This is a genomic window from Tamlana crocina (genome assembly GCA_040429635.1).
Lineage (GTDB): Bacteria > Bacteroidota > Bacteroidia > Flavobacteriales > Flavobacteriaceae > Flavisericum > Flavisericum crocinum.
The window spans coordinates 212,777-237,955 of the sequence record CP158972.1 but is presented as its reverse complement, the minus strand read 5'-3'; the positions used below and the strand labels follow the sequence as shown (position 1 = coordinate 237,955).

Genomic DNA, 25,179 nt, shown 5'->3' with positions numbered 1-25,179 from the left:
GAACTGACGGAAAAACTTCTTTTAGACCAATCCGTTAAGTTTATAATCGTTACGACACATCGAGTGCTGCGAAGTATGAGCAGTGTATCGAGATGTATCGGGTGTTAAAATTTATGCACAAAAAAGGCTTCCCGATTGAAAGGGAAGCCTTTTGATAATTTGAATTCTATTTAAAAATTCTGTTGTCACCTTGAGCCTTTCTGCTTCGCTCAAGATAAACAAAAGACGAAAGGTCTTAGAAAAAATGATTTCAATTAGGTTTCGACTGCGCTCAACCTGACATAATAGTAAAAACTTACTTTTTATTATTTTCTGAATTGATATCGGCCATCATATTTTTGGGGTCGATTTCAACCGACTTTACAGGTTTTGACGTTTTGAAACTGTAGGTTGGGTAGGCCCAAGCCCAGTCGTTTATAATTGTAGCTTCGGTTGGTTTTTCACCTCGCATCATTTGCAACGGGATATAAAAATCTTGGGAAGTACCATCGGTGTAAGTTACGGTTAAATCGATAGGCATGGGCATGAGTCCGATGCGCTCTAAAGTAACGGTTTTGTTTTCAACAGATTTCACTCCGTAATCGATGGTGTTCGTGGTACGCGTAAAATCGTTCAAGTACCAATCGAGTTCCAGTCCTGATACTTTTTCGGCCACACGAATAAAATCGGTACGTGTGGGGTGCTTAAATGCCCATTCTTTAAAATACTGTTTTATGGTTTGCTTTTGGTTTTCTTCGCCAATAACATAAGCCAATTGGTTTAAAAACACATAACCCTTGTAGTATGCCGAGATGGAATACGAACGGTTATAATTAAAACGATCGGCATGTGTAGTAAGTGGTTGTTCGGCACCCGAGTTTACGTAATAGTTGTAAACATCGTAAACTTTTTGAACCGATTTTTCGAACGGTTTGTTGAAAATATGGCTCTCTGCTTTTTCTCCAAAATATTCGGTAAAGCCTTCATCCATCCAATAGTTGGTCGATTCGTTGGTGGCCAACAAAAACTGAAACCACGAGTGTGTCATTTCGTGAGCTGTTACACCGAATAAACCACTAAACTCACCTTCACCAACAATTAAGGTACACATGCCGTATTCCATACCGCCATCGCCACCTTGAATGATGGAATATTGCTCGTAGGGGTAGTGCCCGATATTTTCACTTAAGAATTGCATCAATTCCACAGCTTTGGGCTGTAGTTTTTTCCAATTGTTAAGTTTTTCTTGGGGCATGGTACTTTTATACAAAAAGTGCAGCATTGGCCCGTTTGGAACTTGTACAGTATCGTGGGTATAGTTGGGGTCTGCGGCCCAAGTAAAATCATGCACGTTGGGCGCAACAAAATGCCAAGTGAGTTTTTTAGTGTTGGGTTGTCTTAAGGTGTCGGTTTGGTAACCGTGGCCAATTTCGTTAGGGTTTTGTAAGTAGCCTGTGCCTCCAATGGTGTAATTTTTATCGATGGTTATTTTAACATCAAAATCGCCCCAAACACCATGAAATTCGCGACCAATATAAGGGTGGGCATGCCAACCTTCATAATCGTATTCGGCTAATTTTGGATACCATTGTGCCATCGATAAAGCCACGCCTTCTTTATTGTTTCTGCCCGAACGACGAATCTGTACAGGCACTTGGGCATCAAAAAGCATATCGAAGGTTACGCTTTCACCCGGTTTGATAGGGCTGGCTAACTTTACCTCTAAAACAGTGCCCACGGTTTCGTGATTCAATTCAACACCATTTTGTTTTAATGAGTTCACTTTTATATAGCCAATTTCGTTGGGTTTCAGTTTACTGATGCGGTCTTTTACACGTCCGTCGGGGTCGGCAATGGTTCGCGAGCGTACATCCATTTCGCTACCGGGTTGAAAGGCGTTAAAATAAAGGTGATAAAACACCTTGTTTAAAGCATCTGGAGAATTGTTGGTGTAAACCAAGGTTTGCTTGCCTTGGTAGGTGTAGTTATCAACATCCACATCAATTTCCATTTTATAATCGACATGCTGTTGCCAGTAACATGGGTTGGAAACCGTTTCTACAGTTGGCGGTTGAGGTGGCTCAGGAACACTTGGTGCTTCAACCACGTTGGAAGAACTTCCGCAGGAAAAAATAAGGGTAAAAGAAAGTATATAAATATAAATTCGATTCATGAATATTGAAATTAAAATTAAGGCTGTTCAAATTAAAATAATGATTTTGAACAGCCTTAAAAAATTATAAATTATTTCGACATTTTCGCTGCCATAATCAAGGCATTGTATGCATTTGCCATTTTTGAAGATTTGCTTAAATCGGCAAACGGACGGATATCGCTAGTATTGCCGCCAACAATAACTTTAGTGTTTATGGCCAACCCAGAATCCATAATAATCTGCTTTACTTGGGCAGCGGTTAAATTAGGATAATAGGAACGGATTAAGGCTGCAACCCCCGCAACGGCAGGAGCCGCCATTGAAGTACCGCCTTTAGAGTCGTATTCATTTTCGGGTGTGGTTGAATAAACATCATCGCCTGGAGCAAACACATCTACGTTGTTTTTTCCGTAGTTTGAAAAGGTAGCTACCATACTAGATCCGTATTTAGGCGCCAAGGCACCCACTCTTATATAAGTATCTGATATTTCTTCACCGTTAACGTTATCATCTGGATAGTTAGGTTTTACATCAACATCTTTACTGTCGTTACCAGCGGCATGCACAAAAACCACATCGTTTTTTGCGGCATAGGCAATGGCATCGCGAACCCAGTCACTATGTGGGGAATAGCTTTTACCAAAGCTTCCGTTGATGATTTTGGCACCATTATCAACGGCATACCTAATAGCTAAGGCGACGTCTTTATCGTATTCATCACCATTGGGCACGGTTCTTACGGCCATGATTTCAACATTGTTGGCTACACCGTTGGCGCCTTTTCCGTTGTTGCGTTCGGCAGCTATAATGCCGGCAACGTGTGTGCCGTGGCTTTCAGATTTTCTGCTCGGCTTTACGTTACCGTTCCCATAGTATTTATTGGCCATATTATTGGGGTCATCACCGTTAACGCGACCATTAAAATCTTTATTCAAATTATAGTTTAACCTTTCGTTTATTGATTCTAGGCCATCTTCTATTTCTTTTACGGCTTCGGCCATGGAATCTAGGCCGTTACTGAACATGTATTGTGCTATTTGCTTAGCTTGGTTTAAAGCTTCATTGTCTGTTTTAATGTTTTTTACTTCTTCTTTGGTATAATCTTTTTTACCGAAATGCTTCGTTAAGGTTTGGTCGGCTCCCTTTACTTGTTGATGGATTTGGTCGTATTGGGTTTTCCTTTCCATCCATTTGGGGTATTCTGTATCGTACTCTGTTTTTGCTCGTGCATAATCGGGGCTACTGGTATCACCACTTGCTAAAATCCTAACATATTCCAGTTGTTCGTTATAACCATCGCCTAAAAAATTCCAACCGTGAATATCGTCAATATATCCGTTGTTGTCGTCGTCTTTTCCGTTGTTTGGAATTTCATCTTTGTTGGTCCAAATCACATCATCCAAATCTTCGTGATCGATGTCGATACCCGAATCGAGCACGGCCACAATTACTTTTTTGCCCTTTCTGTTTTTGATTAATTCGGCGTAAGCTTTATCGACACTCATTCCGGGGATGGTATCTTTTACCAAGTCCAAATGTCCCCAGTTTTGGGCCTCGGCTTCAGTAAGCTCAGAAACTTTTAAGGGTGAGGAGTCGATGTTTTCAACAGGTGTAGAAATGATGTCTGCAGTACTTCCACAGCCATAGATTAGGGCTGATATAAAAAGTGGCGCAACAAGTGTTTTTATTGTTTTCATTGTTGTTATTTGAATTAGTCTATTATGTTATAAATTGAATATCTCTTGGGCGGTATAGATTTCGTTGAGTCTTACGCCTTTTTCGGTGTTTTTTACGGTAATGATTTCGTTATGGGCATCGTGCTCCAGAAAGAGGTAGAAATTATTTTCGGCAGCAAGATTTAAAAACTTCTGTTTTTCGTCGAGGGTTAATAGCGGCCGCGTATCGTAACCCATAACGTAGGGCAAGGGCAAGTGTCCAGCGGTTGGCAATAAATCGGCCATAAAAGCAATGGTCTTGCCTTTATAAGTAATAAGCGGAATCATTTGTTTATCGGTGTGCCCATCGGCAAAAAAAATGTCGAATCCTAAGGCCGAATTTTTAAGTGTATTTCCGTTTGGAAGTGCTGTGAAATGCAATTGGCCACTTTCTTCCATGGGCAAAATGTTTTCCTTTAAAAAGGAAGCCTTTTCACGAGCATTAGGTTGTGTGGCCCATTGCCAGTGGTCTTTATTGGTCCAGAAACGGGCGTTTTTAAATGCCGGTTCGTAGCCCGTTTTGTCTTTATTCCACTGAATACTCCCGCCGCAGTGGTCAAAATGCAAGTGGGTCATAAACACATCGGTAATATCATCACGATGGAAACCGTATTGTTTTAACGACGAATCTAAATCAAAATCGCCCCAAAGGTAGTAGTAGCCAAAAAATTTATCAGATTGCTTGTTGCCCATTCCGGTATCGATGAGTATCAACCTGTTGCCGTCTTCAATGAGCAAGCATCGTGTAGCAATATCAATCATGTTGTTGACATCGGCGGGATTGGTTCGGTTCCACAACGATTTGGGTACCACACCAAACATGGCACCGCCGTCAAGTTTCAAGTTTCCTGCGTTAATGGGGTATAACTGCATTGAAATTTTTTAAGTCATGCAAATTACTAAAAGGATTAAAGAATAACAGAATTATAGCTTTATTTTAACACTTGTGCGTAAGATTATTTTTGAAACGCATAAAAAATGAATTACATTTAAAAGTGAAAAACAGTCTTCTAAAAAGTTGAAAAAATGGATATTTTAATCACTTTTGCCATTATTCTGGTTGGTGCGTTTCTATTTGTGAAAGATTACTTTTCTATAGATACCACTTCCATTTTAATTATGGCCATGTTTATTGTGGTTGGTGTATTGAGCCCAGAAGAAGGTTTTTCGGGTTTTAACCATCCGGCTACCATTACTTTAGGTTGTATTTTTGTGGTTAGTGGTGGTATTTTTAGTTCGGGTGTTTTAGATGGGTTAAGCCATCGTATTATTAAATTGGCTAAGATACACTACAGTGTGGCATTGGTTGTTTTTTGTAGTATTTCTGGGGTGTTTTCCGCATTTATAAACGATACTGCCGTGGTGGCTCTGTTGCTGCCAATCGCCCTTACGGTATGCAGGGAAACCTATATTACGCCAAGCCGTTTGCTTATGCCCATTTCGTTTGCCGCTCTTTTTGGGGGCACTTGTACGTTAATTGGAACTTCCACCAATATTTTGGTGAGCAGTTACGCAAAAAAATATGGCGTTGACGAGTTCGGGATGTTCGAGTTTAGTTTGGCAGCGCTCTGTTTATTGGCCGTGGGTTTTGCTTATATGTTTATTGTTGGCCCGTTATTATTGCCAAAGAATAGGGGCGATAACGAAGAGTTTACCAAAAAGGCAGAGACTTACATTACCGAACTGTATGTAGAGGAAAATTGCAAAGATATTGGTGAAGATATCGACAAGTCGATTTTGGTTAATGATTACAATGTTAATATACTGTCCATTTTGCGCAATGGTGTTTTGAAGCATAACTTCGGAAAGAATGCCAAAATTTTGGAAGGCGATATTTTAAAAATCATTGTTCCGCCTGAAACCATGTCGCGACTGCTGAGTATGGAAGGCTATAGCGTAAAGGGCAACAAACGCATGAAAAAGGCCGAAGACCAATACAAATCGTTTAATTTGTACGAGGTCATCATTCCCTTTGGCTCGAGTTTGGCGGGCAGTTCACTCAAAGAAATTAATTTTAGGAGGCAATACAATTCTTCTGTTGTGGCCATCAGGCAACGTGGCGAGGTAAAGTACGATAAACTCACGCGCGTTACCTTAAACGAAGGCGACATGCTATTAATGCTAAGCGAAAACGAAGAAATAAACAGTTTGGTGTCTCAAAACCTAATCGTTAAACTTTCGGAATACGAAAAGAAAAAAACCAATTACAAAAAGGCTATTCCGGCAGTTTTAATAGGTGTTGGTGTGGTGTTGGCGGCTTCCCTAAATATCACATCCATTTTAATTAGTGCCATGGTTGGCGCTTTACTTATGGTACTTTTAGGTATTTTAAAGCCCATTGAAGCCTATAAAGCTGTGGAGTGGAAGGTTATTTTTATGATGGCCGGAGTCCTATCTATGGGTACAGCTTTAGAAAAAACAGGAGGGGCGACTTTAATTGCCCATTATATCATGACCACTTTGGGCCAGTACAGTGCCCATATTACTCTGGCTATTATTTATTTATCGGCATTGGTTTTAACCAATTTAATTTCCAGTAAGGCTACAGCGGCTTTGTTGGTGCCTATTGTTATTAATTTATCCCAAAGCATGCAGATTAGCGAACGGCCGTTTTTGGTTGCCGTTATGTTTGCTTGTTCGCTAACGTTTATGACACCCATGAGCTACCCTACAAATACTATGGTGTATGCGCCCGGAAACTATAAATTTGTCGATTTTTTAAAAATGGGAACCCCTTTAAATTTATTGATTTGGCTAGCCGCATGCCTTGTTATTCCTTACTTTTTCCCTTTCACGATAAGTTGATGGACTTGTACAAAACGTATTCTTTCAAAATCAACTAGTATAACAGGGCTAATTCATCTGTTTTTACTTAAATTAGTCACTTTTAATAGATGTTTTTTCGTGTATGTTAGAATTAGCTGGAATCATTATATTGGGAATATTGGCACAATGGGTGGCCTGGAAATTTAAAATTCCCGCTATTTTACCTCTAATATTAATCGGCTTGTTGGTAGGCCCAATTGCAGCCGAGTTTTTAAGTGAAGACGGCAATAAATGGATTGAACCGGTTTGGAACGGAAAAAATGGATTGTTTCCGGGCGACGGACTTTACTATTTCGTGTCTCTCGCTATTAGTGTGATTCTTTTTGAGGGAGGACTCACCTTGAAGCGGTCTGAAATTAAAACCGTAGGCCCCGTTATTACAAAACTCATTACCATTGGTGCAGCCATTACGTTTTTTGGTGGTGGTATTTTGGCCAATCAAATTTTTGGGCTTAGTTGGGAACTGGCGTTTTTGTTTTCTGGGCTTATCATCGTTACCGGCCCGACGGTAATTACCCCGATTTTAAGGAACATTCCGCTAAAAAAAGATGTTTCCGCAGTACTGAAATGGGAAGGTATTTTAATCGATCCCATTGGGGCCTTGGTAGCCGTATTGGTGTTTGAGTTTATTAGCGTGGAAGGCGATAGCGGCTTCACCAAAACGGCACTCATTGAGTTCGGGAAAATCATTCTTTTTGGTACTACCTTCGGGTTTACCTTTGCCCATGCTTTGGCGTTTGCTATCAACAAAAAGCTTATTCCGCATTATCTGCTCAACGTGGTGTCGTTATCTACCGTGCTATTGGTGTTTGTAGAGTCGGAGATTTTTGCCCACGAATCGGGGCTTTTGGCCGTTGTAGTTATGGGTATGGTTTTGGGTAACAGTAAGCTGGATAACATTAAAGAACTGCTTTATTTCAAGGAATCGTTGAGTGTTCTGCTGATTTCAATACTCTTTATTTTATTGGCGGCCAACATCAATTATGAAGATTTAACCTTGCTCTACACTTGGAAAACGGCAGGGCTGTTTGCGGCCATTGTTTTTATTCTTCGTCCGTTGGCGGTGTTTGTGTGTTCCCAAGGCTCTAAACTAAAAATTAAAGAAAAGCTATTTATAAGTTGGGTAGGGCCAAGAGGTATTGTGGCCGCAGGTATTGCCTCCCTATTTGGTAGTAAACTGATCAGGCAAGGTGTTGAAGGTGCCGAGTACATTACCCCCATGGTTTTTATGGTAGTGCTGGGTACGGTTTTGTTAAATGCCACAACGGCCCGATTGTTTGCCAAATTGGTGGGTGTGTTCCTTAAAAAGTCAGAAGGTATTTTAATTGTTGGGGCATCAAAAGTGTCGCGTTTATTGGGGCATTATTTAGAAATGAACGGCAGGCACGTGGTGCTTATCGATAGTAATGACCAAAATATTGAAAAAGCCAAGGAACTCAGCCTGGAAGCCATAACTACCGATATTTATTCCGATACGCTAATGGATAATATCGAACTGAACGACATGGGCTATTTAATGGCACTTACCGCCAACCCCGATATTAACAAGTATGCCATAAATAAATTCAGCGAACAGTTTGGTGAAAACGGCTCGTTTAGGCTGGTAACCACCGAAGAGATGCAGGACGACATCAACAACCCCGAAGACGGCCTGTTTTCGCATAAAGACGATTTTAGCCGATTGATTCAATTGGCACGGAAACATCCGTCTATCCAGGAAATCGATTTGGAAGACAAGGCGCATTACGAGGAACTGATAAAAATCTCGAATAACGATGAAGATATCATCCCGCTGTTTATCAAAGACAAAAAAGGCGAATTGCACATTATCTCTTCCTTTAATCTGGATGTAAAAACTATTGAAGAAGGCTACCAATTGGTGTATTTAGGAAAACCTTTTGATGTTGAAAAAGTACCCACAGCCGAAACACCGGTAGCGAAGGAAGATTGATTTTTGTGAAATAAAGGGATTTGTTATTGTTAATAAATTTTTATAAGTTCATAAAAATTCGTACATTTGCACTAGTTAAGTCTGCGAAACACGAAAGTCGACTCCAAGTCGTTATTTCAAATTTAATTTGGAATTAGTGTTTTAGTGGGCTTATTTTATTTTTAGCTGTTAATGGGTTTTTACGGTTGTCGTAATAATTTTTCCACCCATCATAATTCTTAGTATCGTATAAATCAATTACCAATTTTACTTGGTCTTTAACAAAGTTATAGTATCTAATTTCTCCTCTTTCAAACACACGTTGAATAGTCCAGCAGAAATAATCTGCTAAATTTAATAGAGGGTCTTTTGTTGGGTAGTTTACATTAAAAACAACTTTAGTTTTTGATTCCTTATCTCCGTTATTTTTTGAAAATCTTTGTTTAGCCTTTAGAAAAGCCAGTTCCAAATTATGGTTTTTAGTACTTTTTCCACGTTCTGAAATATGCATAACAAGCTTGTCGTGTTTTGATAGTTTATTCTTAAGTAAATGGGAGAGTAGGTCTGCATAAAAATACTCCTCTTTACCTTTGTGCTTTGTTTCATAGCGCTCAATATTTTTTCTGCCTACAACAGCTTCAAAACTACAATTTATAGTTTTCATTAAATCGAACATTTCTTTTCTGACTTCAGGCAAATCATCAGTAGCGTGCAAATAATAACCAGTTCTTTCGATTTTCTTTAAGACACTTGGGACGTGATAAAACTCATCGTTAACAATTTTATTTTGAAGGGCATTTATTTTATCTCTTACCTCATCTAGCGGATCTTTTACTTTTATCATGCCAAGAATAAAGGTTTTTGATACACCATTCTGTCCAATAATGTTCTTCTTGCCTTTACCATAGAAAGTGGTATCTCCAGCTTCGTCTAAAAAGCGATGATAATCCATTAACTTATTTTTTCCCATTTCAATTTTTAATCTGTTAAAAAGTCCTCCTATTTTTTACTTGGCAGAATATATTTCTGCTATTTACTGCATACTCATGTTACTGCATACTCATGCTAGCACAAGAATAAGATAAATATAGAGACAACAAACCAATATTAAAAATATTTCTTACAAAGAAGGTGGCGCTTTTACTTTTAGGTATAAAAAAACCCCGCTAAAAAGCAGGGTTTTTTTACTATGTGCTTGCAACGGGGTTTAAGCCATAATATGCAACTCTGTAAACTCTTTGGTTAAGGTTAACGAATTCTCGCCATCTATTTTAAGTTGATCAAACGGAATCTCCACATTATCAACCTCTATTTTAGATATTTTGAACGGTAGGCCGTGCAAGTTCAATTTAAAGGTTTTATAAGTGGTTACATATTTTCCAGACTTGTGTTGTTGAATAATCAGCTCGTCCTTTTTACCGTGCAGCTTAAAGTTTCTTAAGCTATAACGGCCTTTTATGTAATCGTAACCATCACCGGCATCTTCGTACACCATGGATTCTTCCTTGCCTTCTTTGTAATACACATCTAAAATAAGCTCGTCGATGGTTTTTTCGCCCACATACTGCTGTATCGGGTATTTAGGGATAATGGCACCTTCGCTTACAAAAATAGGCATGCTGTCTAAATCGGCATCTACCCAAATTTCTTGTCCACCTTTCACCACTTCATCGGTCCAGAAATTGTACCATTGGCCTCGAGGAATGTACATGCGTCTTCCTTTTTGGTTCGGTCCGTTAACTGGACATGCTAGTATCTTTTCACCGAAAATAAACTCATCGTTTCGGTAATGGGTTTGCGAGTCTTCTTGGTCGTAAAGCACCAACGATTTTAAAATTGGAATACCCTCATCGGCATAGCGCCAAAACGCCGTGTACAAGTACGGTAGCAGTTGATAACGCAGCTCGATAAACTTACGAACCACATCGGTTATGGTTTTTCCAAAAGCCCAAGGCTCCTGGTCGCCATGGTCGCCAGAGGAGTGCGTTCTGCAGAACGGGTGGAAAATACCCAATTGGATCCATCGCGCGTACAGTTCGCCATTGGGTTGCTCGGCAAATCCGCCAATATCCGATCCTACAAACGAAAATCCAGACATGGCCATACGTTGCGCCTGTAAATTGGCAATGTTTAAGTGGTCCCAAGTGGCCACGTTATCGCCGGTCCAACTCGAGGTATAGCGCTGTGTACCCGAATAGGCCGCCCTAGTGATGACAAAAGGTCGTTTCGGGTAAGAGAATTTCTTTAAACCTTGGTAGGTAGCGCGGGCCATTTGCATACCGTAAATATTGTGTGCTTTACGGTGGCTACAAGGGTTGCCGTCGTAATCGTGGCGTACATCGTCGGGGAACGACTTCCCGGGAACATCCATAACGGCGGGTTCGTTCATATCGTTCCAAACGCCTTTTACGCCTATATCTTCAACCAATTCCTTGAAAAGATCGGACCACCATTCGCGCACTTCCGGCTTTGTAAAATCGGGGAAATAACATTCGCCCGGCCACACTTTTCCTTTCATGTATGGGCCATCGGCACGTTTACAGAAATAGTCTTTTTCAAGCCCTTCCTTGAATACCGAATAATCCATATCGATCTTAATTCCTGGGTCGATAATCACGATGGTTTTAAAGCCATCATCGGCCAATTCCTTAACCATACGTTTCGGGTCGGGGAAATACTCTTTGCTCCAAGTAAAACACCTAAAGCCTTCCATATAATCGATATCCAAATAAATGGCATCGCAAGGAATTTTAAGCTCCCTGAATTTGGCGGTGATTTCCTTTACGTTCGATTCTGGATAATAACTCCATTTACACTGGTGGTAGCCCAAAGCCCAAAGCGCCGGCATTTCGTGGGGTTTTCCGGTTAAATCGGTGTAATTGGCCACGACTTCCGACATTTCAGGGCCATAGATGAAATAATAGTTCATTTCGCCGCCATGTGCCCAAAAACTGGAGATGTTGCGACGTTCGCTGCAAAAATCGAAATACGAACGGAAGGTATTATCAAAAAAGATACCGTACGATTTTTTATTGTGCAAAGCCGTGTAAAACGGTATGGTTTTGTAAATAGGGTCGGTATCGCGGCCGTAGGCGTAAGAGTCGGTTACCCAATTCTCAAAACGCTTGCCCTTTAAGTTGTTATCTACAGGTTTGTCGCCCAAACCGTAATAGCTTTCTCCGGGTTGTGCGGTTTTCGACATTTTTACCACATCGCCACCAAACTCGTAACTTTCTTCCCAGTGGAAGCCCAATTCGTCTTCGCAAATTAAACTCTTGTCTTTGGCATCGTAAATAGACGAACGCAAATCTAATTTCGAAATATGGCAAATGAGTTTTGAAGTGGTGATTATGTAATTATCGTCGTCTTCGGTAACTTCCAGATGGTTGTAACCACGGCTGGCATATTTTGTAATGGCATACGAAAAATCATTGTCAAAAATACCTGTGGTGGTAAACCTAAAACGAAGGATACTGTCGCGGCGCACGGTAACTTCAAGTTTTACGCCATTTTCTGTGGTGAACGAAAGCACGTTAAGGTTCTTTTCGTACTTTATTATTTTGGAAGGAAACAGGTTTCCTTTATATTCTAATTCGGTGTTTAAAATCATAATATTATGCGTGTATAATAATAACCGAAAGTACTAATTTTAAAAATTATTATGCGGTTAATTTTATTAAAAAATTGATAAGAAATTTGTGTAATGCTCAAATATTCAGTCATATACTTATCGAATATACAATGGATGTTAGGTTGAATGAATTTACATATTGTTGTAACACATGATTTATTACAAAAAAGAGCGTTTTTGTATAAATATTTGATATGAAGCCCGATGAAGAAGCTTTTGCCCTTAGCGGTTTTAATGATCAAGGACAAAAGCTTTAGTTTTTAGGATTTGAACTCAAAAACGGTAACCGCCAATGGGGGCAATGTTATCTCTGCAGAATAATCTTTGCCATTCCATGCCGTTTTTTTAATGCTGATGTCTTTTGTGTTTGAAACACCGCTACCGCCAAATTCCTTCAAGTCGCTATTAAAAACTTCTTTCAGTTTCCCTTTTACAGGAAGGCCGATGCGGTATTTTTCTCTTATGGCCGGTGTTAAATTGCAGACCACCACCACATTGTTTTCAGCTTTATAACCTTTACGGATATAGGAGATAACGCAATTTTCGTGGTCGCCGTAGCTTATCCATTCAAAGCCTTCGCCAGTGAATGGTTTTTCGAACAATGCGGGTGTGGTTTTATAAAATTTGTTTAGTGCCTTGTAATAATTTTTGGTGTCTTGGTGGGGTTTAAAATCCAAAAGATTCCAATCTAAACTTTCTTGGAAATCCCATTCGTTGTACTGTCCAAATTCGCCACCCATGAATAAAAGTTTGGTTCCAGGATGGGTAAACATGTAGCCGTACAGCAAGCGCAGGTTGGCAAAACGCTGCCACTCGTCGCCAGGCATACGCCCTAAAATGGAGTTTTTACCATACACCACCTCGTCGTGCGATAGAGGCAACATAAAGTTTTCGGTAAAGGCGTAGGCCAAACTAAAGGTAATTTCATTGTGGTGGTATTTACGATACACGGGGTCTTTGGCAAAATACTCCAAAGTGTCGTGCATCCAGCCCATCATCCATTTCATTCCGAAACCGAGCCCACCAAAAAAAGTGGGTCGCGATACCATTGGGAATGCGGTCGATTCTTCTGCGATGGTTTGCACATCGGGGAAGGAGGCGTAAATTTCTTCATTCAGTTCTTTTAGGAAACTGATAACAGCCAAGTTTTCGCGACCGCCATAAATGTTGGGTTCCCATTCGCCATCTTCGCGTGAATAATCTAAAAACAACATGGATGCTACGGCATCCACACGCAGGCCATCGGCGTGGTATTGGTCCATCCAAAAAATGGCGTTACTGATTAAGAACGAGCGTACTTCATTGCGTTCGTAATTAAAAATCAAACTTTTCCAATCTTGGTGGTAACCTTTCCGTTTGTCGGGGTGTTCATAAAGATGCGAGCCATCAAAAAAGCCGAGCCCGTGCGCATCTTCCGGGAAATGCGATGGTACCCAGTCTAAAATAATGCCGATATCGTTTTGGTGTAATTTATCAATTAAATATTTGAATTCCTCGGGGTAGCCAAAGCGTGATGTGGGCGCGAAATAACCCGTGAGCTGGTAGCCCCATGACGGATCGTACGGATATTCCATAATAGGCATCAGCTCTACGTGGGTAAAGTTCATGTCCTTGACGTAGTTTACCAATTCGTCTGCCAGTTCGTAATAGGATAAAAAACGGTCTTCTTCAACGTGTTTTTTCCAGGAGCCCAAATGCACTTCGTAAACTGAATAAGGCGCATCCAATGCATTGTGTTTTTTTCGTTTTTTCATCCAAGTGCTGTCTTTCCACTTGTAGCCGTCGTCCCAAACAATGGATGCCGTGCTAGGCGGATGCTCACATCTTCTAGCATAGGGGTCGGCCTTTTCGGTTTTAATATCATTGTTATGGCTCTGGATTTTGTATTTGTACTTGGCTCCTTTTTCTACAAGCGGAATAAAACCTTCCCAAATACCACTGGAGTCCCAACGTACGTTAAGTTGGTGCTCGCCTTCAATCCAATAATTAAAGTCACCAACTACAGAAACCTGTTTGGCGCTAGGTGCCCAAACGGCAAAATAAACGCCTTCAATGCCATCAACGGTAACAAGGTGCGAACCAAATTTTTCGTAAAGCCTGTAGTGTTTACCGGCCTTAAAAAGGTTGATGTCGAATTCTGTAAATAAACTGTGAACTTTTACTTGTGCCATATATTTTAATGATTTATAATATTAGAAATTCCCTTTAAAGGGATTGCTGCCCACTGTGGGCGCGAGTTGAGTTCGTAACCCAATTCGTAAATTGCTTTTTCAAGCAAACAATATTTCAAGATGAAAATACGCTCTTGGTTGTACCCTAAGTTGAGGTTGGCGTTTTGTGTTTCGGTAACGTAAGTACCCAAAAACAGACCCGTTATAAAACGATACAAAATCTCGGAAGCTTTGAATAATTGTTCCAAAGAGGCTTTGTATTGTTCTTTATTGTTGAAAACGTTAGCATAAATAGCGTAATGGAACGAACGGAACAAACCGGCCACATCTTTTAAAGGCGGTTGTTTTACCGTACGGTCTCGAATGGTGCTTTCGGGTTCGCCTTCAAAATCGAGGATGTAAAAATCGTTGTTTTTTACCAAAACTTGCCCCAAATGATAATCGCCGTGAATACGGATGCGCTCGCCTTTTAGCTTCGTCCAGTCGAAATTGAGAAAACGCTTCCTAATCAGATTTTTTTTGTCCAAAAATTCATTGGCCAAATCTAAAGCGATACCCTCCAATTTATGGAGGTTGTTTTCAATGGTATTCAGTCGGTTTTGAAATTGGTAAAGCATTTTGTTTTTAAGCCAAACGGTATAATCGTTGTTGTAATGGGCTGGGGTAAAAGCGGTTTCTTCAAACTCCGAGCCTAATGCGATGTGCATTTCGGCGGTGCGCTTGGCCAAAGTGCGTACCTGGGTAAAAATGTTTAAGCCTGCCCAGTCAATAATTTCGGCCGGTACGTCTTTAATTTTTAAACGTTGGTACAATTCGGTGTTTGGCAGTGCGTCTATATGGATGTTTTTATACTCGATGTTTGAAAAGACTTTATGCAATTCTTTTAACATGTATTCCCAAGCATCGCCTTCATTCGGAATCATTTTTTGCATCAACCCAATCGTGATGTTTGCCGAGTTGGAATCGACCAAATTAATACTGCCCAAATACGCCGGGGTGTTTTTAAACTCCTTTTTTTCGGATAAAAACCGACTCATTTCGTAATCGGGGTTTTTATCGGCGAAAATGCGCCTAAAAAACTTTAAAACGTATTTTTCGTTATACACCAAAGAGGTGTTGCTTTGCTCCAAGCCCATGAATCTTGACGATTCGTAAGTCAAATTTTTAAATAAATGACTTTTGTGGTATTGCACTTTTGTAGTGTCTTTAGGCTCGGCGGTGGCAATGCGTTCAAAAACCAATTTCCTGAAGGCTTCCAAGTGCGTGGCATCAATAATATAGCCCGATTGATTGTTGATTTCAATAGGAAGAATACGGTTTTCCTTGGCAAAATCTTCATCGGTTACAAACGCAATGGGCAAAAAATAATGCTGATAAAAGGCTTCGACGAAATTAACCTCTAAAATGAGTCCGAAATAAATCTCGCCATCTTGCTGTATTTTGAAATATTCAACCAGCTCGATGTATTTTAACTGGCTTGATTTACCGCCGTACCAGCGTTGCTCTACAATATAGTTTTGCAATACATCTAGCAGAAATGTTTTAACAAAATCGGTATGGTCCAATAGTGATTCCCATGGCTTAGCGCTCACGAAAACAGGTTGTACCGAAGATGTTGAAACATTGTTGGCCATATTATTTGTTTATTTTGAAAATGTGAAGCGGCATGGTGGGGTGCAACTCTATAAAGCACCACTCATTGTTCCAATTGTAGCGACTGTCGGTTATCAAGTCGTGCATTTCAATGTTGTGTCCGTGGTTCACACCAATATCGTGCAAGGGCACTTGTACGGTGCCTTGCTGCGAGTGGTGCGAATCGAGACTGATTACCACAAATATTTCGTTGGTTTTATCGTGGTTCCACTTATAAAATGCGATTAAATTATCGTTCTGGATATGGCAGAATTTAATGTTGTTGGTTTGCTGCAGGGCCTCATTAAGGTTCCTGATGTAATTTATTTTCGCAATTAAAGTGGTCAGTTTGTTTTTTATGTCCCAATCGTAATGTGTAAACTGGAATTTTTCGGAATTTAAATACTCTTCTTTCCCTAGTAAAGGTGCCGATATCATATATTCGAAAACAGGTCCATAAATCCCTATGGACGAGCTAAGCGTTGCCGCCAAGGCATAGCGAATAATGTGCATCGATTCGTTAGCGCCCTGCAAATGGTACGGGTTAATATCTGGCGTGTTGGGCCAAAAGTTGGGCTGCATGTATTCCTTTAGCTCACTTTTGGTCAATTCCTCAACATATTGGATGAGGTCGTGCTTGCTTTCACGCCATGTAAAATAAGTGTACGATTGCGTAAAGCCTTGTTTTGCCAACTGCTGCATCACTTTAGGAGCTGTGAAAGCTTCGGCCAGAAAGATCACATCGGGGTACTTTTCCTTTACTTTTGAAATGATCCAATTCCAAAAATAGAACGGTTTGGTATGCGGGTTATCCACCCTGAAAATCTTAACGCCACAATCAATCCAGTGCATTAAAATATCCAAACACTCGTTCCAAAGGTTTTTATAATCTTCGCTTTCCCAGTAAATAGGAAGGATGTCTTGATATTTTTTTGGTGGATTTTCAGCATATTGAACGGTGCCGTCGGGTCGCCATTTAAACCATTTGGGGTGGTCTTTTACCCAAGGGTGGTCGGGTGCAGCTTGTAGGGCATAATCCATGGCGATTTCCAGGTCGTTGTCTTTTGCCGCTTGGATCAATGCTTTAAAATCATCCAAACTGCCCAATTGCGGATGGATGTCTTTATGGCCGCCATGCTGCGAGCCAATGCCCCAGCATGAGCCCACGTCGCCATGTTTTGCCTCGGTGGTGTTGTTTTTTCCTTTTCGGTTTACTTCGCCAATAGGGTGAATGGGGGGCAGGTAGACCACATCGAACCCCATACTTTTTATCCTTGGCATTAACGGAATGCAATCGTTAAAAGTACCGTGAACTCCTTCGTGTTGCGATGCAGAACGCGGGAAAAACTCGTACCATGTGCTGAATCTTGCCCGTTTTCTATCTACAAAAATTTGATAATCTTTTGTGGTGTTGGCCAATATTTTTGAAGGATTGGCAAAAAATATGTTGTAGAGTTTATCTTTTGCCGCTTCAGTAATCGCCTCGCCGTAATGGCTATCATTTTTAAAGATATGTATTAAATGTTCAAGGTAGCTTTTGTCTTCGGCATTTACCTTTTTTAATAGTGGCTCAATCAGTTCAGCACCTTCCAGCAATTCTGAAACCACATGCTGCCCGTCATTTATTTTTCTAATTAGCCCGTAGCGCCAATTCAGGGCATAATCTACCCAAGCTTCAACTTTATAGGTGTAATAACCTTGTTTTTCAACAGAAAAAGTAGTTTGCCACTCGTCGTTGGAACGGAGCAACATGCGCTTTTCTTTCCAAGTTTTATCATTCTCGTGCTTGTACAAAACTGAAGCACCCAAAACGTCGTGGCCATCGGCCATGATATGAGCTTCAACATTAACAATTTCGTTAACAACACGTTTTATGTAAAATTCACCGCAATTAACGCTAGGCGATACGTAATCAATGATTGCTCTTTTTTGGTTTTGCATGGTTTGGTTAGTTATTGAAAGGGGTTTAGTAAATTTTAGTTTAAATGATGAATCCTTTTGGAATGGTAGCTCCGTTTTTAACAACTACAATACCGTCTTTAATACAATAGGTATCGGTTTCTGCATCTTCCAAATGGGTGCCTCCATTAATTCTTACGTCATCGCCTATGCGGCAGTTTTTATCCAAAATACAATTTTTTATAAAACATCGTTCGCCAATACCCATTAGGATTTCTATTTTCTGGCTTTCCATGTCCTCTAAGGTTTCGTAATAATCGCTACCCATCATATAGGTATTGATTACGGTAGACTCCTTCCCGATTCTGGAACGGATACCAATAACCGATTTTTCGATTTTTGCAGCACTGATAATACAACCTTCAGCGATTACGGCCCGATCTAAAGAGGTGCCCGCTACTTTAGTGGTGGGCAACATACGGGCGTGGGTGTAAATACGCTTGGTCCTGTCGTATAAATCGAATTTTGGGATATCGTCGGTTAAGCCCAAATTGGCTTCAAAGAACGATTCTACCGTTCCAATATCCGTCCAATAGCCTTCGTATTGATAACTTAAGGTTTTGTGGTTTTCAATAGACTGTGGTATGATTTCCTTACCAAAATCGTTGGTTTCTGGGTTGCTCATCAACTTCACCAATAAATCTTTGTTGAACACATAAATACCCATAGAAGCTAAATAATTTCTGCCTTGGGCTTTCATTTCATCGCTAACATCCGATGTCCATTCGGGTAGCAAACTGGCATCGGGTTTTTCAATAAAAGAGGTGATAATGTCTTCTTCGTTGGCTTTAAGGATGCCAAAACCGGGTGCATCTTTTTCGTTTACAGGAATGGTGGCAATGGAGATTTCGGCACCACTGTCTTCGTGTGCTTCAATCATTTTATCATAATCCATTTGGTAAAGTTGGTCACCAGAAAGAATTAAAGCGTATTCAAAATCGTGATTTAAAAAGTGATGCATGCTTTGCCTAACGGCATCGGCAGTACCTTGAAACCACGTTTTATTGTCTGGGGTTTGCTCGGCGGCCAAAACATCAACAAAGGCACTACTAAAAAAGCTGAAATGATAGGTGTTTTTAATGTGTTGGTTTAATGATGCCGAATTGAACTGTGTTAAAACAAAAATGCGCTTGATGTCGGCATTGATGCAATTTGATATGGGAATATCCACCAATCTGTACTTTCCCGCAATGGGCACCGCTGGTTTTGATCGTTTATCGGTTAATGGGTAAAGTCTGGATCCTTGGCCACCTCCTAAAACAATGGCTAAAACTTTATTGTTAATCATATCTTTTGTTTTTTAGTACTACTTTAACTTGTTATATCAACGATTTGTACAGGCTTTCTACTTGTTTGGCAATGGCCACCCAATCAAAATATTCTTCAACCCGTTTTCGGCCTTTTTGGGCCATGTTTTCACGAAGGTCTTTGTTTTTTATTACCTTATTGATGCCATCGGCAAGATCTCGGGAAAACTTATCGGGGTCGATAGGTTCGAATGGCGCTTCTTTTTGCTGTTCCAAAGGAATTAAAAAACCGGTTTCGCCATCAACCACCACTTCTTTTATGCCACCAACGGCACTGGCCACGACAGCGGTTTTGCAGGCCATGGCTTCAATGTTTATAATGCCAAAAGGTTCGTAGATTGACGGACAGCAAAATACATCGGCATGCGAGTAAAGCTGAATGATTTCCTCTTTGGTAACCATTTTGTCTATCCAGATTACATTTTTGCGCGTTTTTTTCACTTCGTTAACGGCGTCTTCCATTTCCTTGCCAATTTCCTTGGTGTCTGGCGCACCGGCACATAAAACGATTTGCGTATCGGGGTCAATATATTTAATGGCATTTACCAAGTGGATAATCCCTTTTTGGCGGGTAATCCTGCCCACAAAAAGCACGTAAGGTTTTGTTTTGTCCACCTCGTATTCATCAAGTGTTGAGGTTTCTGAAGTGGTTTGGTATTGCTGAAGATTGATGCCGTTGTAAATAACGTGCACTTTACTTTCATCCACATTAAAATGTTTAATCACATCTTCTTTGGTTTCCTCAGAAACGGCGATTAGCGCATCGGCCATTTCAATAGCTGTTTTTTCTACCCATGACGAAGCATCGTACCCTCTGCCCAGTTGTTCGCGTTTCCAGGGCCTTAAAGGTTCTAGGGAGTGAGTGGTTATAACTAAGGGCGTACCGTAACAAAGTTTGGAAACAATACCAGCAAAATGCGCGTACCAAGTGTGGCAGTGTACCACATCGGCATCTATGGCTTCGGCATTCATGTGTAATCCAGTACTTAGGGTTTTAAAAACGGACTTTAGCTTGTCGTCTGAGTTTTCAAAAACACCATCTTCAAAAGGATATCCTTTAACACTGAGATTATCTGATTCTTCATCTTGATCGCCAAAGCACCTAACATCAACTTCCATTAATTTAGCGAGTTCGCCCGCCAAATATTCCACATGTACTCCGGCCCCACCATAAACGTATGGAGGGAATTCTCTAGTGTAAAAAAGTGCTTTCATGTAATATAAATATTATCGTATGAATTTGATTAATAGCTTGCCAAAAAAACAGAAAATTAACTACCCAAAAACTTTTTTAATGTTATCAAAAGTTAAAAATTATGATAAATATTTTGCTTTGACCTTTTTAAATAAAAGACCAAACCGACCAGTTGAATCATAAAATTGTTAATAACAATAGTTGTGATGAAACAATATTCCACTAAAAAGTTGTACCACTCAAGCATTAGGTATTTAGGGGCTTGTTGTGGGTTTGAATTTTTTTTCAAAGTTCTTATGTTATAAACATACAAAATAATTATTAACAATTTAAGGCGATTTTGCTTTTTGAAGAAATTAAAGTAAAAGGGCAGTTACAAAAGATTATCAATAAAAAAAGAGAAATAAAAAGCGGTTTTTGTTTTAATCGTTCACCGATTTTAATGAAGCACTGAGAATTGTTTTTATTTCGTTGAAAAAATGACCCAAAATACGCCCCTTTAAAACAAATTTTTTTGGAAGAAAAAAAGAAATAAGGAGGTTTCAATATTAATTGAAACCTCCATTTTCAAGATTCGTTTTTAATCAATTTAAAACATACATCTTGAAGGTTGGTTAACAGAACATTGTTAACGACTGATTAATAGCGTCTTTTAAATTTTAATTAATCTTTTTGTGACAGATATATTTTCTGAAGTTGTTCCTTTTATTATATAAATGCCTTTTGGAAGGGTTTTTACTGAAATTGAATTTGAACTATGGCTTAATATTTTTCTACCGTTAATATCAAAAACCTCAACATGCTTCATGATTTTATCTGAAAAGGATACCATATCGCTCGCAGGGTTTGGGTACAAAGTAATAGACTTTATTGTGTTTTCATTTATTGAAGCCGTCGCCTCGATAGATCTAAGTAGTTGTCCTGTGGTTGAAACCACATAAGGGATGTGTGTTTGTGGCTGAAAAACTAAATCAATTTTTTCTCCAAAAGTACCTGGTAAATTCGGTTCGTTGGTCGATATCCAGTTTTGGCCATCCCATCGCTTAATATTTATGCCAAAGTATGTGGCGCCGCCATCAATAAAACAAACATAGGGTTCTCCGGTTGCGGGGTGTATTTCTAAATCGTAACCCAAAGCAGAACCCACCCATATTTCTTCTGGCGTACCAAGCGTGTTCCAATTATTGCCATCCCATTTCTTTATGGTCAAGGTTATGGTTTGGGAGTTATTTGGATTATCGTAACTTTCTGGGCAAAGTACATAGACATCTCCGTTTGATTGGTTGACCCGTATCCTGAACCCTTCACCGTAATTTACGGGTTCAAACCCAGGGTCGCCCAAAGATTTCCAACTGCCTTGGAAATACCAAACCTCCGAACGTAGTGATGAGTCGGAAAATGAAGTTATTACGTAAGGGATACTTGTTGAGTTGTGGTAGTCTACATCGGAAACATACGCGCCAAACGAACCAAAGGTTTCATCCCCTAGATGTCCCCACATACCGGCATCAAAATGCGAAACAATGGTTTTGCTCCCTATTGGAATTTGTGTTGGGCCATTGCCGACAATAACGGGCATGTTTGAAATGGGGTTTCTTACCATCCTTGTTCTGTGTCCGCCAAAAAACACATCGTCCACCACGCTGTTATCTACTCCCATTATTTCTGTCCAAGTGCTTCCAACATATTCAGCGACATGATATTTGTATTGGGTAGCACCATCAAAATAACTGTCCTGGTAAAAAACAATAGGTACGTTAGTGTCTTGCCTAAAGTAAAATCCCCAGAAAAAATCGGCCGAGCTGGTGTTTCCAGAACCTGGGCCATCAAATTGGGTAGATATAAGCTCCCAGTCTGTACCGTTAAATTTAGCCAAAGAAGGCCCTACGGCCACATTGGTAGTGTGATGCCTAAAAAAGACATAAGGCTCGTTGGTTATGGGATGGAATTGCAGGTTTTGAATGCTGCTGTGCGATTGTCCGTTGCCATAACCGGGGTTGGGCGTGAAATAAGAATCGCTGCCCCCAACAATTTCCCATTGTCCGAATAAAGTTTTAGCCAGCAAAAACGCTAAAACTGTTAGAGTAGTTTTTTTCATAATGCCATGTTTTAAATTGATTAGTGTAAAACTACATTATGAAAGCACCATGGCGCAATACCGGAGTTCAGGTAGATTTTATGTGTTTAGCGTAATAAGTATGGCGGTTCCTTTGTTTTTTTGGGAATCGATGGAAAATTTGCCCCCAATTTGTTGAATTCTGGAGCGCATGTTTTTTAAGCCCAACCCCGTCGCATCTTCCTGCAATTTAAAGCCTTTTCCGTCGTCCTCTATCGTGATGCTGATTAAATTGTCGTGCCCCAATAACTGTATTTCTATTTGTTGGGCATCGGCATGTTTTATGATATTATTTAAAGCTTCCTGAACCACTCTGTATAGCTGGGTAGAAATATCGTCTTCAATATTTTCAGGAAAATGGTGACTGTAAAAATCAATGTTCAGCGTGGTTTGGTTCGATAGTGTTTCGGCCAATTCTTTAACGGCCAATTCAAACCCAACAATTTTAAGGTTTGAGGGTGAAATCTCGTGCGATAAATTTCTAACATCATGGCAAATAGCGTCGATGGTTTCGTTAACGTTTTCGTCTTTAAACTTATCTGAAACAAAACGTTTTAAATAACTTAATTGGCTGCCAATGTTATCATGCAATTCCTTGCCTATCCGTTTGCGTTCTTGGTCTTCTCCTTTAATAAATGCATTGAGGTTTTTCTTTTCTTGAATAACAATTTTTTTCGAAAGGATGTTGCGTTCGTCATAAATATCCTTTACCATAAACACTACGGTAAATGTTAAAAACAAAATTTCCAAATAAGAAGAGTAAAAGATAATGGGCAGGCCATAAAACAGCGTGTTAACCAAACCGTAACTGTGGTAGAGTATAGTGGCCAATGTGCCAATAATCATAAAAATATAGGCCATGGCGAAAAAGGAGGTGTGCGTATGTTTTCTTCTGAAATAAATAACAATTTCCGCAGTGATAACGGACAGCATAATTAAAAACAGGACATACCATATTTTCATAAAAATAGCGACGTAATTTTCAAAAAGGTTGGTAAAAGCGAAGTGAATGAGCAACCTTATGGAAACAATACTGATTAATAAAATATCCATGAGCCTTTTCAGTTTGGGCATAAAAGTTTTGGCTTCCAGAATTTTTTGGGAGAAGACCACAAACAACAGCATGGAGATTTCGCTGAACAGGGCATAATGGATGTACTTGTTTAAAATGCTGCTTTCGTCCAAGAAAATTTGGGAAAATACCCCAATGTACGAGCTGATGAAAAGTCCCAAAAAAACCACGTAACCAGCATAAATGATGTAGGTAGCTTTCCGAATGAAATAGTACACCGATAGACTAAAAATAACAGATAGCAGGCTGATGCCATAATACGATCCAATAGCGAACTGTTGAATGAACCCTTGTTTGATGAAGTGTTTTTCGGTTTTTATTGATACCGAAGTCACCAATGGTTTGCCGGATTCTTTTTTTATTTTGATTTTATAAGCCGTGGTTTCGTGGGCATTCAACTTTATGGGGAAACAAAAATGCCGGTGATCAATGGCCTTTGAAGATATCGGGTGTTCAATGCCTGTAATAAATAACGGTGTTAAATGGCCTTTTTCATTTTTATAAAAAGTAACTTCCTTTATAAGAGCGTTGGTGAGCTCAACAATTAAATTTTCGCTTTCCGCAAGTTTGTTTTTTACCGTAAAATCTATCGTGTTGTATTCATTTTCAAAACTGAAGTAAAAGTAATTTCGGCTGTCAAAACCTTTGCCGTTGTGGTTTTTGTTGATTTCAGAAAAGTCCTTTAAGTTTTCAGAAGTAAAATGCTGGTCAATAAAAAGTGTGTCGATTTGGGCCGCTCCAAAATAAGAGCCCGCTAAAAAAATAAACAGGAAAAACAGCTTATTATGGCAACAGTTTTTTTTCATTAACAAGTTTTACAAGGTCGATGCTATTGTGAATGTCGAGTTTTTTGAAAATATTTTTCTTGTGCGTTTCAACGGTATGGGCACTAATAAAAAGATTTTCGGCTATTTGCGGAACACTTAACCCATCCATCAATTCTGATATGATTTCTTTTTCGCGACGTGTTAGTTTTATTTTTTCAAGGAAGCCATCGGTTTCTTCAACATGGTTTTTAACACCTTTTCCCTTATAGAATTTTGAAGATTCAAATACCGAATCTAAAGCACTCAGCAAATCGGTTGATGAACAATTTTTCAGCAAAAAGCCATCGGCACCGTATTGTTTTACTTTTTTAATGATGCTCTCCTGATTGTACATGGTTAAAATGATAATCTTTATTTCTGGAAACAAAAGTTTTGTCTTCTTTAAGATGGAAACACCATCTTTATTTGGAAGGTTTAAATCCAAGAGCAAAGCATCGGGCTTGTTGAGTTTTAATGTTGATTCTACGTTATTGCCATCAACAACATAACCGATAACTTTATAATCGGGTTGGTTTTTGAATATGGAAAGCAGTCCATCAATAACAATTTGATGGTCTTCACAAATTAGAATTTTTTTCGGTTGCTTTTTCATGAGAGCAATGAGCAGAAAGTAAGGTACTAAAATAAAAAGAAAACCCTGGACAAAAATGTACAGGGCCTTTTG

Annotated in this window: 15 protein-coding genes; 2 read left to right on the top strand and 13 right to left on the bottom strand. The window is 39.7% G+C overall.

Annotated features, from left to right (window positions below; all coding sequences use genetic code 11):
• Window positions 1-295 precede the first annotated feature (295 nt).
• The 3 genes from ABI125_01015 to ABI125_01005 all read right to left on the bottom strand — a co-directional run bounded on the left by ABI125_01015 (window position 296) and on the right by ABI125_01005 (window position 4,722).
• Window positions 296-2,152 (bottom strand): M1 family metallopeptidase, encoded by a 1,857-nt coding sequence (locus tag ABI125_01015; protein XCF06452.1) that lies wholly within the window; start codon window positions 2,150-2,152, stop codon window positions 296-298.
• A 71-nt stretch (window positions 2,153-2,223) separates the two neighbouring features.
• Window positions 2,224-3,831, bottom strand: coding sequence for a S8 family serine peptidase (locus ABI125_01010; GenBank protein ID XCF06451.1), 1,608 nt, complete (start codon window positions 3,829-3,831; stop codon window positions 2,224-2,226).
• Between the two features lie 27 nt (window positions 3,832-3,858).
• The gene (locus ABI125_01005; GenBank protein XCF06450.1) at window positions 3,859-4,722 is read right to left on the bottom strand and encodes an MBL fold metallo-hydrolase; all 864 of its coding nucleotides are present in this window, start codon (window positions 4,720-4,722) and stop codon (window positions 3,859-3,861) included.
• A gap of 153 nt (window positions 4,723-4,875) precedes the next feature.
• Here ABI125_01005 and ABI125_01000 point away from each other — a divergent pair, with 153 nt between their 5' ends.
• A complete protein-coding gene (locus ABI125_01000) occupies window positions 4,876-6,654 on the top strand; it encodes an SLC13 family permease (protein XCF06449.1) in 1,779 nt (592 codons plus the stop codon).
• Between the two features lie 103 nt (window positions 6,655-6,757).
• Window positions 6,758-8,626, top strand: a complete 1,869-nt coding sequence (locus tag ABI125_00995) for a sodium:proton antiporter (GenBank protein ID XCF06448.1) — start codon at window positions 6,758-6,760, stop codon at window positions 8,624-8,626.
• Between the two features lie 133 nt (window positions 8,627-8,759).
• Here ABI125_00995 and ABI125_00990 read toward each other — a convergent pair whose 3' ends face one another.
• The 10 genes from ABI125_00990 to ABI125_00945 form a co-directional block, all read right to left on the bottom strand.
• On the bottom strand, window positions 8,760-9,575 hold the full coding sequence (locus ABI125_00990; protein ID XCF06447.1) for a DUF3800 domain-containing protein: 816 nt from the start codon (window positions 9,573-9,575) through the stop codon (window positions 8,760-8,762).
• A 237-nt stretch (window positions 9,576-9,812) separates the two neighbouring features.
• A complete protein-coding gene (locus ABI125_00985) occupies window positions 9,813-12,215 on the bottom strand; it encodes a glycoside hydrolase family 31 protein (GenBank protein ID XCF06446.1) in 2,403 nt (800 codons plus the stop codon).
• Between the two features lie 281 nt (window positions 12,216-12,496).
• Entirely contained in the window at window positions 12,497-14,407 is a 1,911-nt protein-coding gene (gene glgB, locus ABI125_00980) for a 1,4-alpha-glucan branching protein GlgB (protein ID XCF06445.1), read from the bottom strand.
• Window positions 14,408-14,412: 5 nt separating this feature from the next.
• Window positions 14,413-16,041 (bottom strand): trehalose synthase, encoded by a 1,629-nt coding sequence (locus ABI125_00975; GenBank protein XCF06444.1) that lies wholly within the window; start codon window positions 16,039-16,041, stop codon window positions 14,413-14,415.
• 1 nt (window position 16,042) lies between these two features.
• Window positions 16,043-17,980: an alpha-1,4-glucan--maltose-1-phosphate maltosyltransferase gene (locus tag ABI125_00970; GenBank protein ID XCF06443.1), complete on the bottom strand. Its 1,938-nt coding sequence runs from the start codon at window positions 17,978-17,980 to the stop codon at window positions 16,043-16,045.
• 40 nt (window positions 17,981-18,020) lie between these two features.
• Window positions 18,021-19,286, bottom strand: coding sequence for a glucose-1-phosphate adenylyltransferase (locus tag ABI125_00965; protein ID XCF06442.1), 1,266 nt, complete (start codon window positions 19,284-19,286; stop codon window positions 18,021-18,023).
• 31 nt (window positions 19,287-19,317) lie between these two features.
• Window positions 19,318-20,520, bottom strand: coding sequence for a glycogen synthase (gene glgA, locus ABI125_00960; protein ID XCF06441.1), 1,203 nt, complete (start codon window positions 20,518-20,520; stop codon window positions 19,318-19,320).
• A 632-nt stretch (window positions 20,521-21,152) separates the two neighbouring features.
• Window positions 21,153-22,598, bottom strand: coding sequence for a T9SS type A sorting domain-containing protein (locus ABI125_00955; protein XCF06440.1), 1,446 nt, complete (start codon window positions 22,596-22,598; stop codon window positions 21,153-21,155).
• 78 nt (window positions 22,599-22,676) lie between these two features.
• The gene (locus tag ABI125_00950) at window positions 22,677-24,494 is read right to left on the bottom strand and encodes a 7TM diverse intracellular signaling domain-containing protein (protein XCF06439.1); all 1,818 of its coding nucleotides are present in this window, start codon (window positions 24,492-24,494) and stop codon (window positions 22,677-22,679) included.
• Complete coding sequence (locus ABI125_00945; protein ID XCF06438.1) at window positions 24,472-25,107, bottom strand: response regulator transcription factor; 636 nt, start codon at window positions 25,105-25,107, stop codon at window positions 24,472-24,474. Before ABI125_00945 ends, ABI125_00950 begins: the two co-directional genes overlap by 23 nt.
• Between the last annotated feature and the right edge of the window lie 72 nt (window positions 25,108-25,179).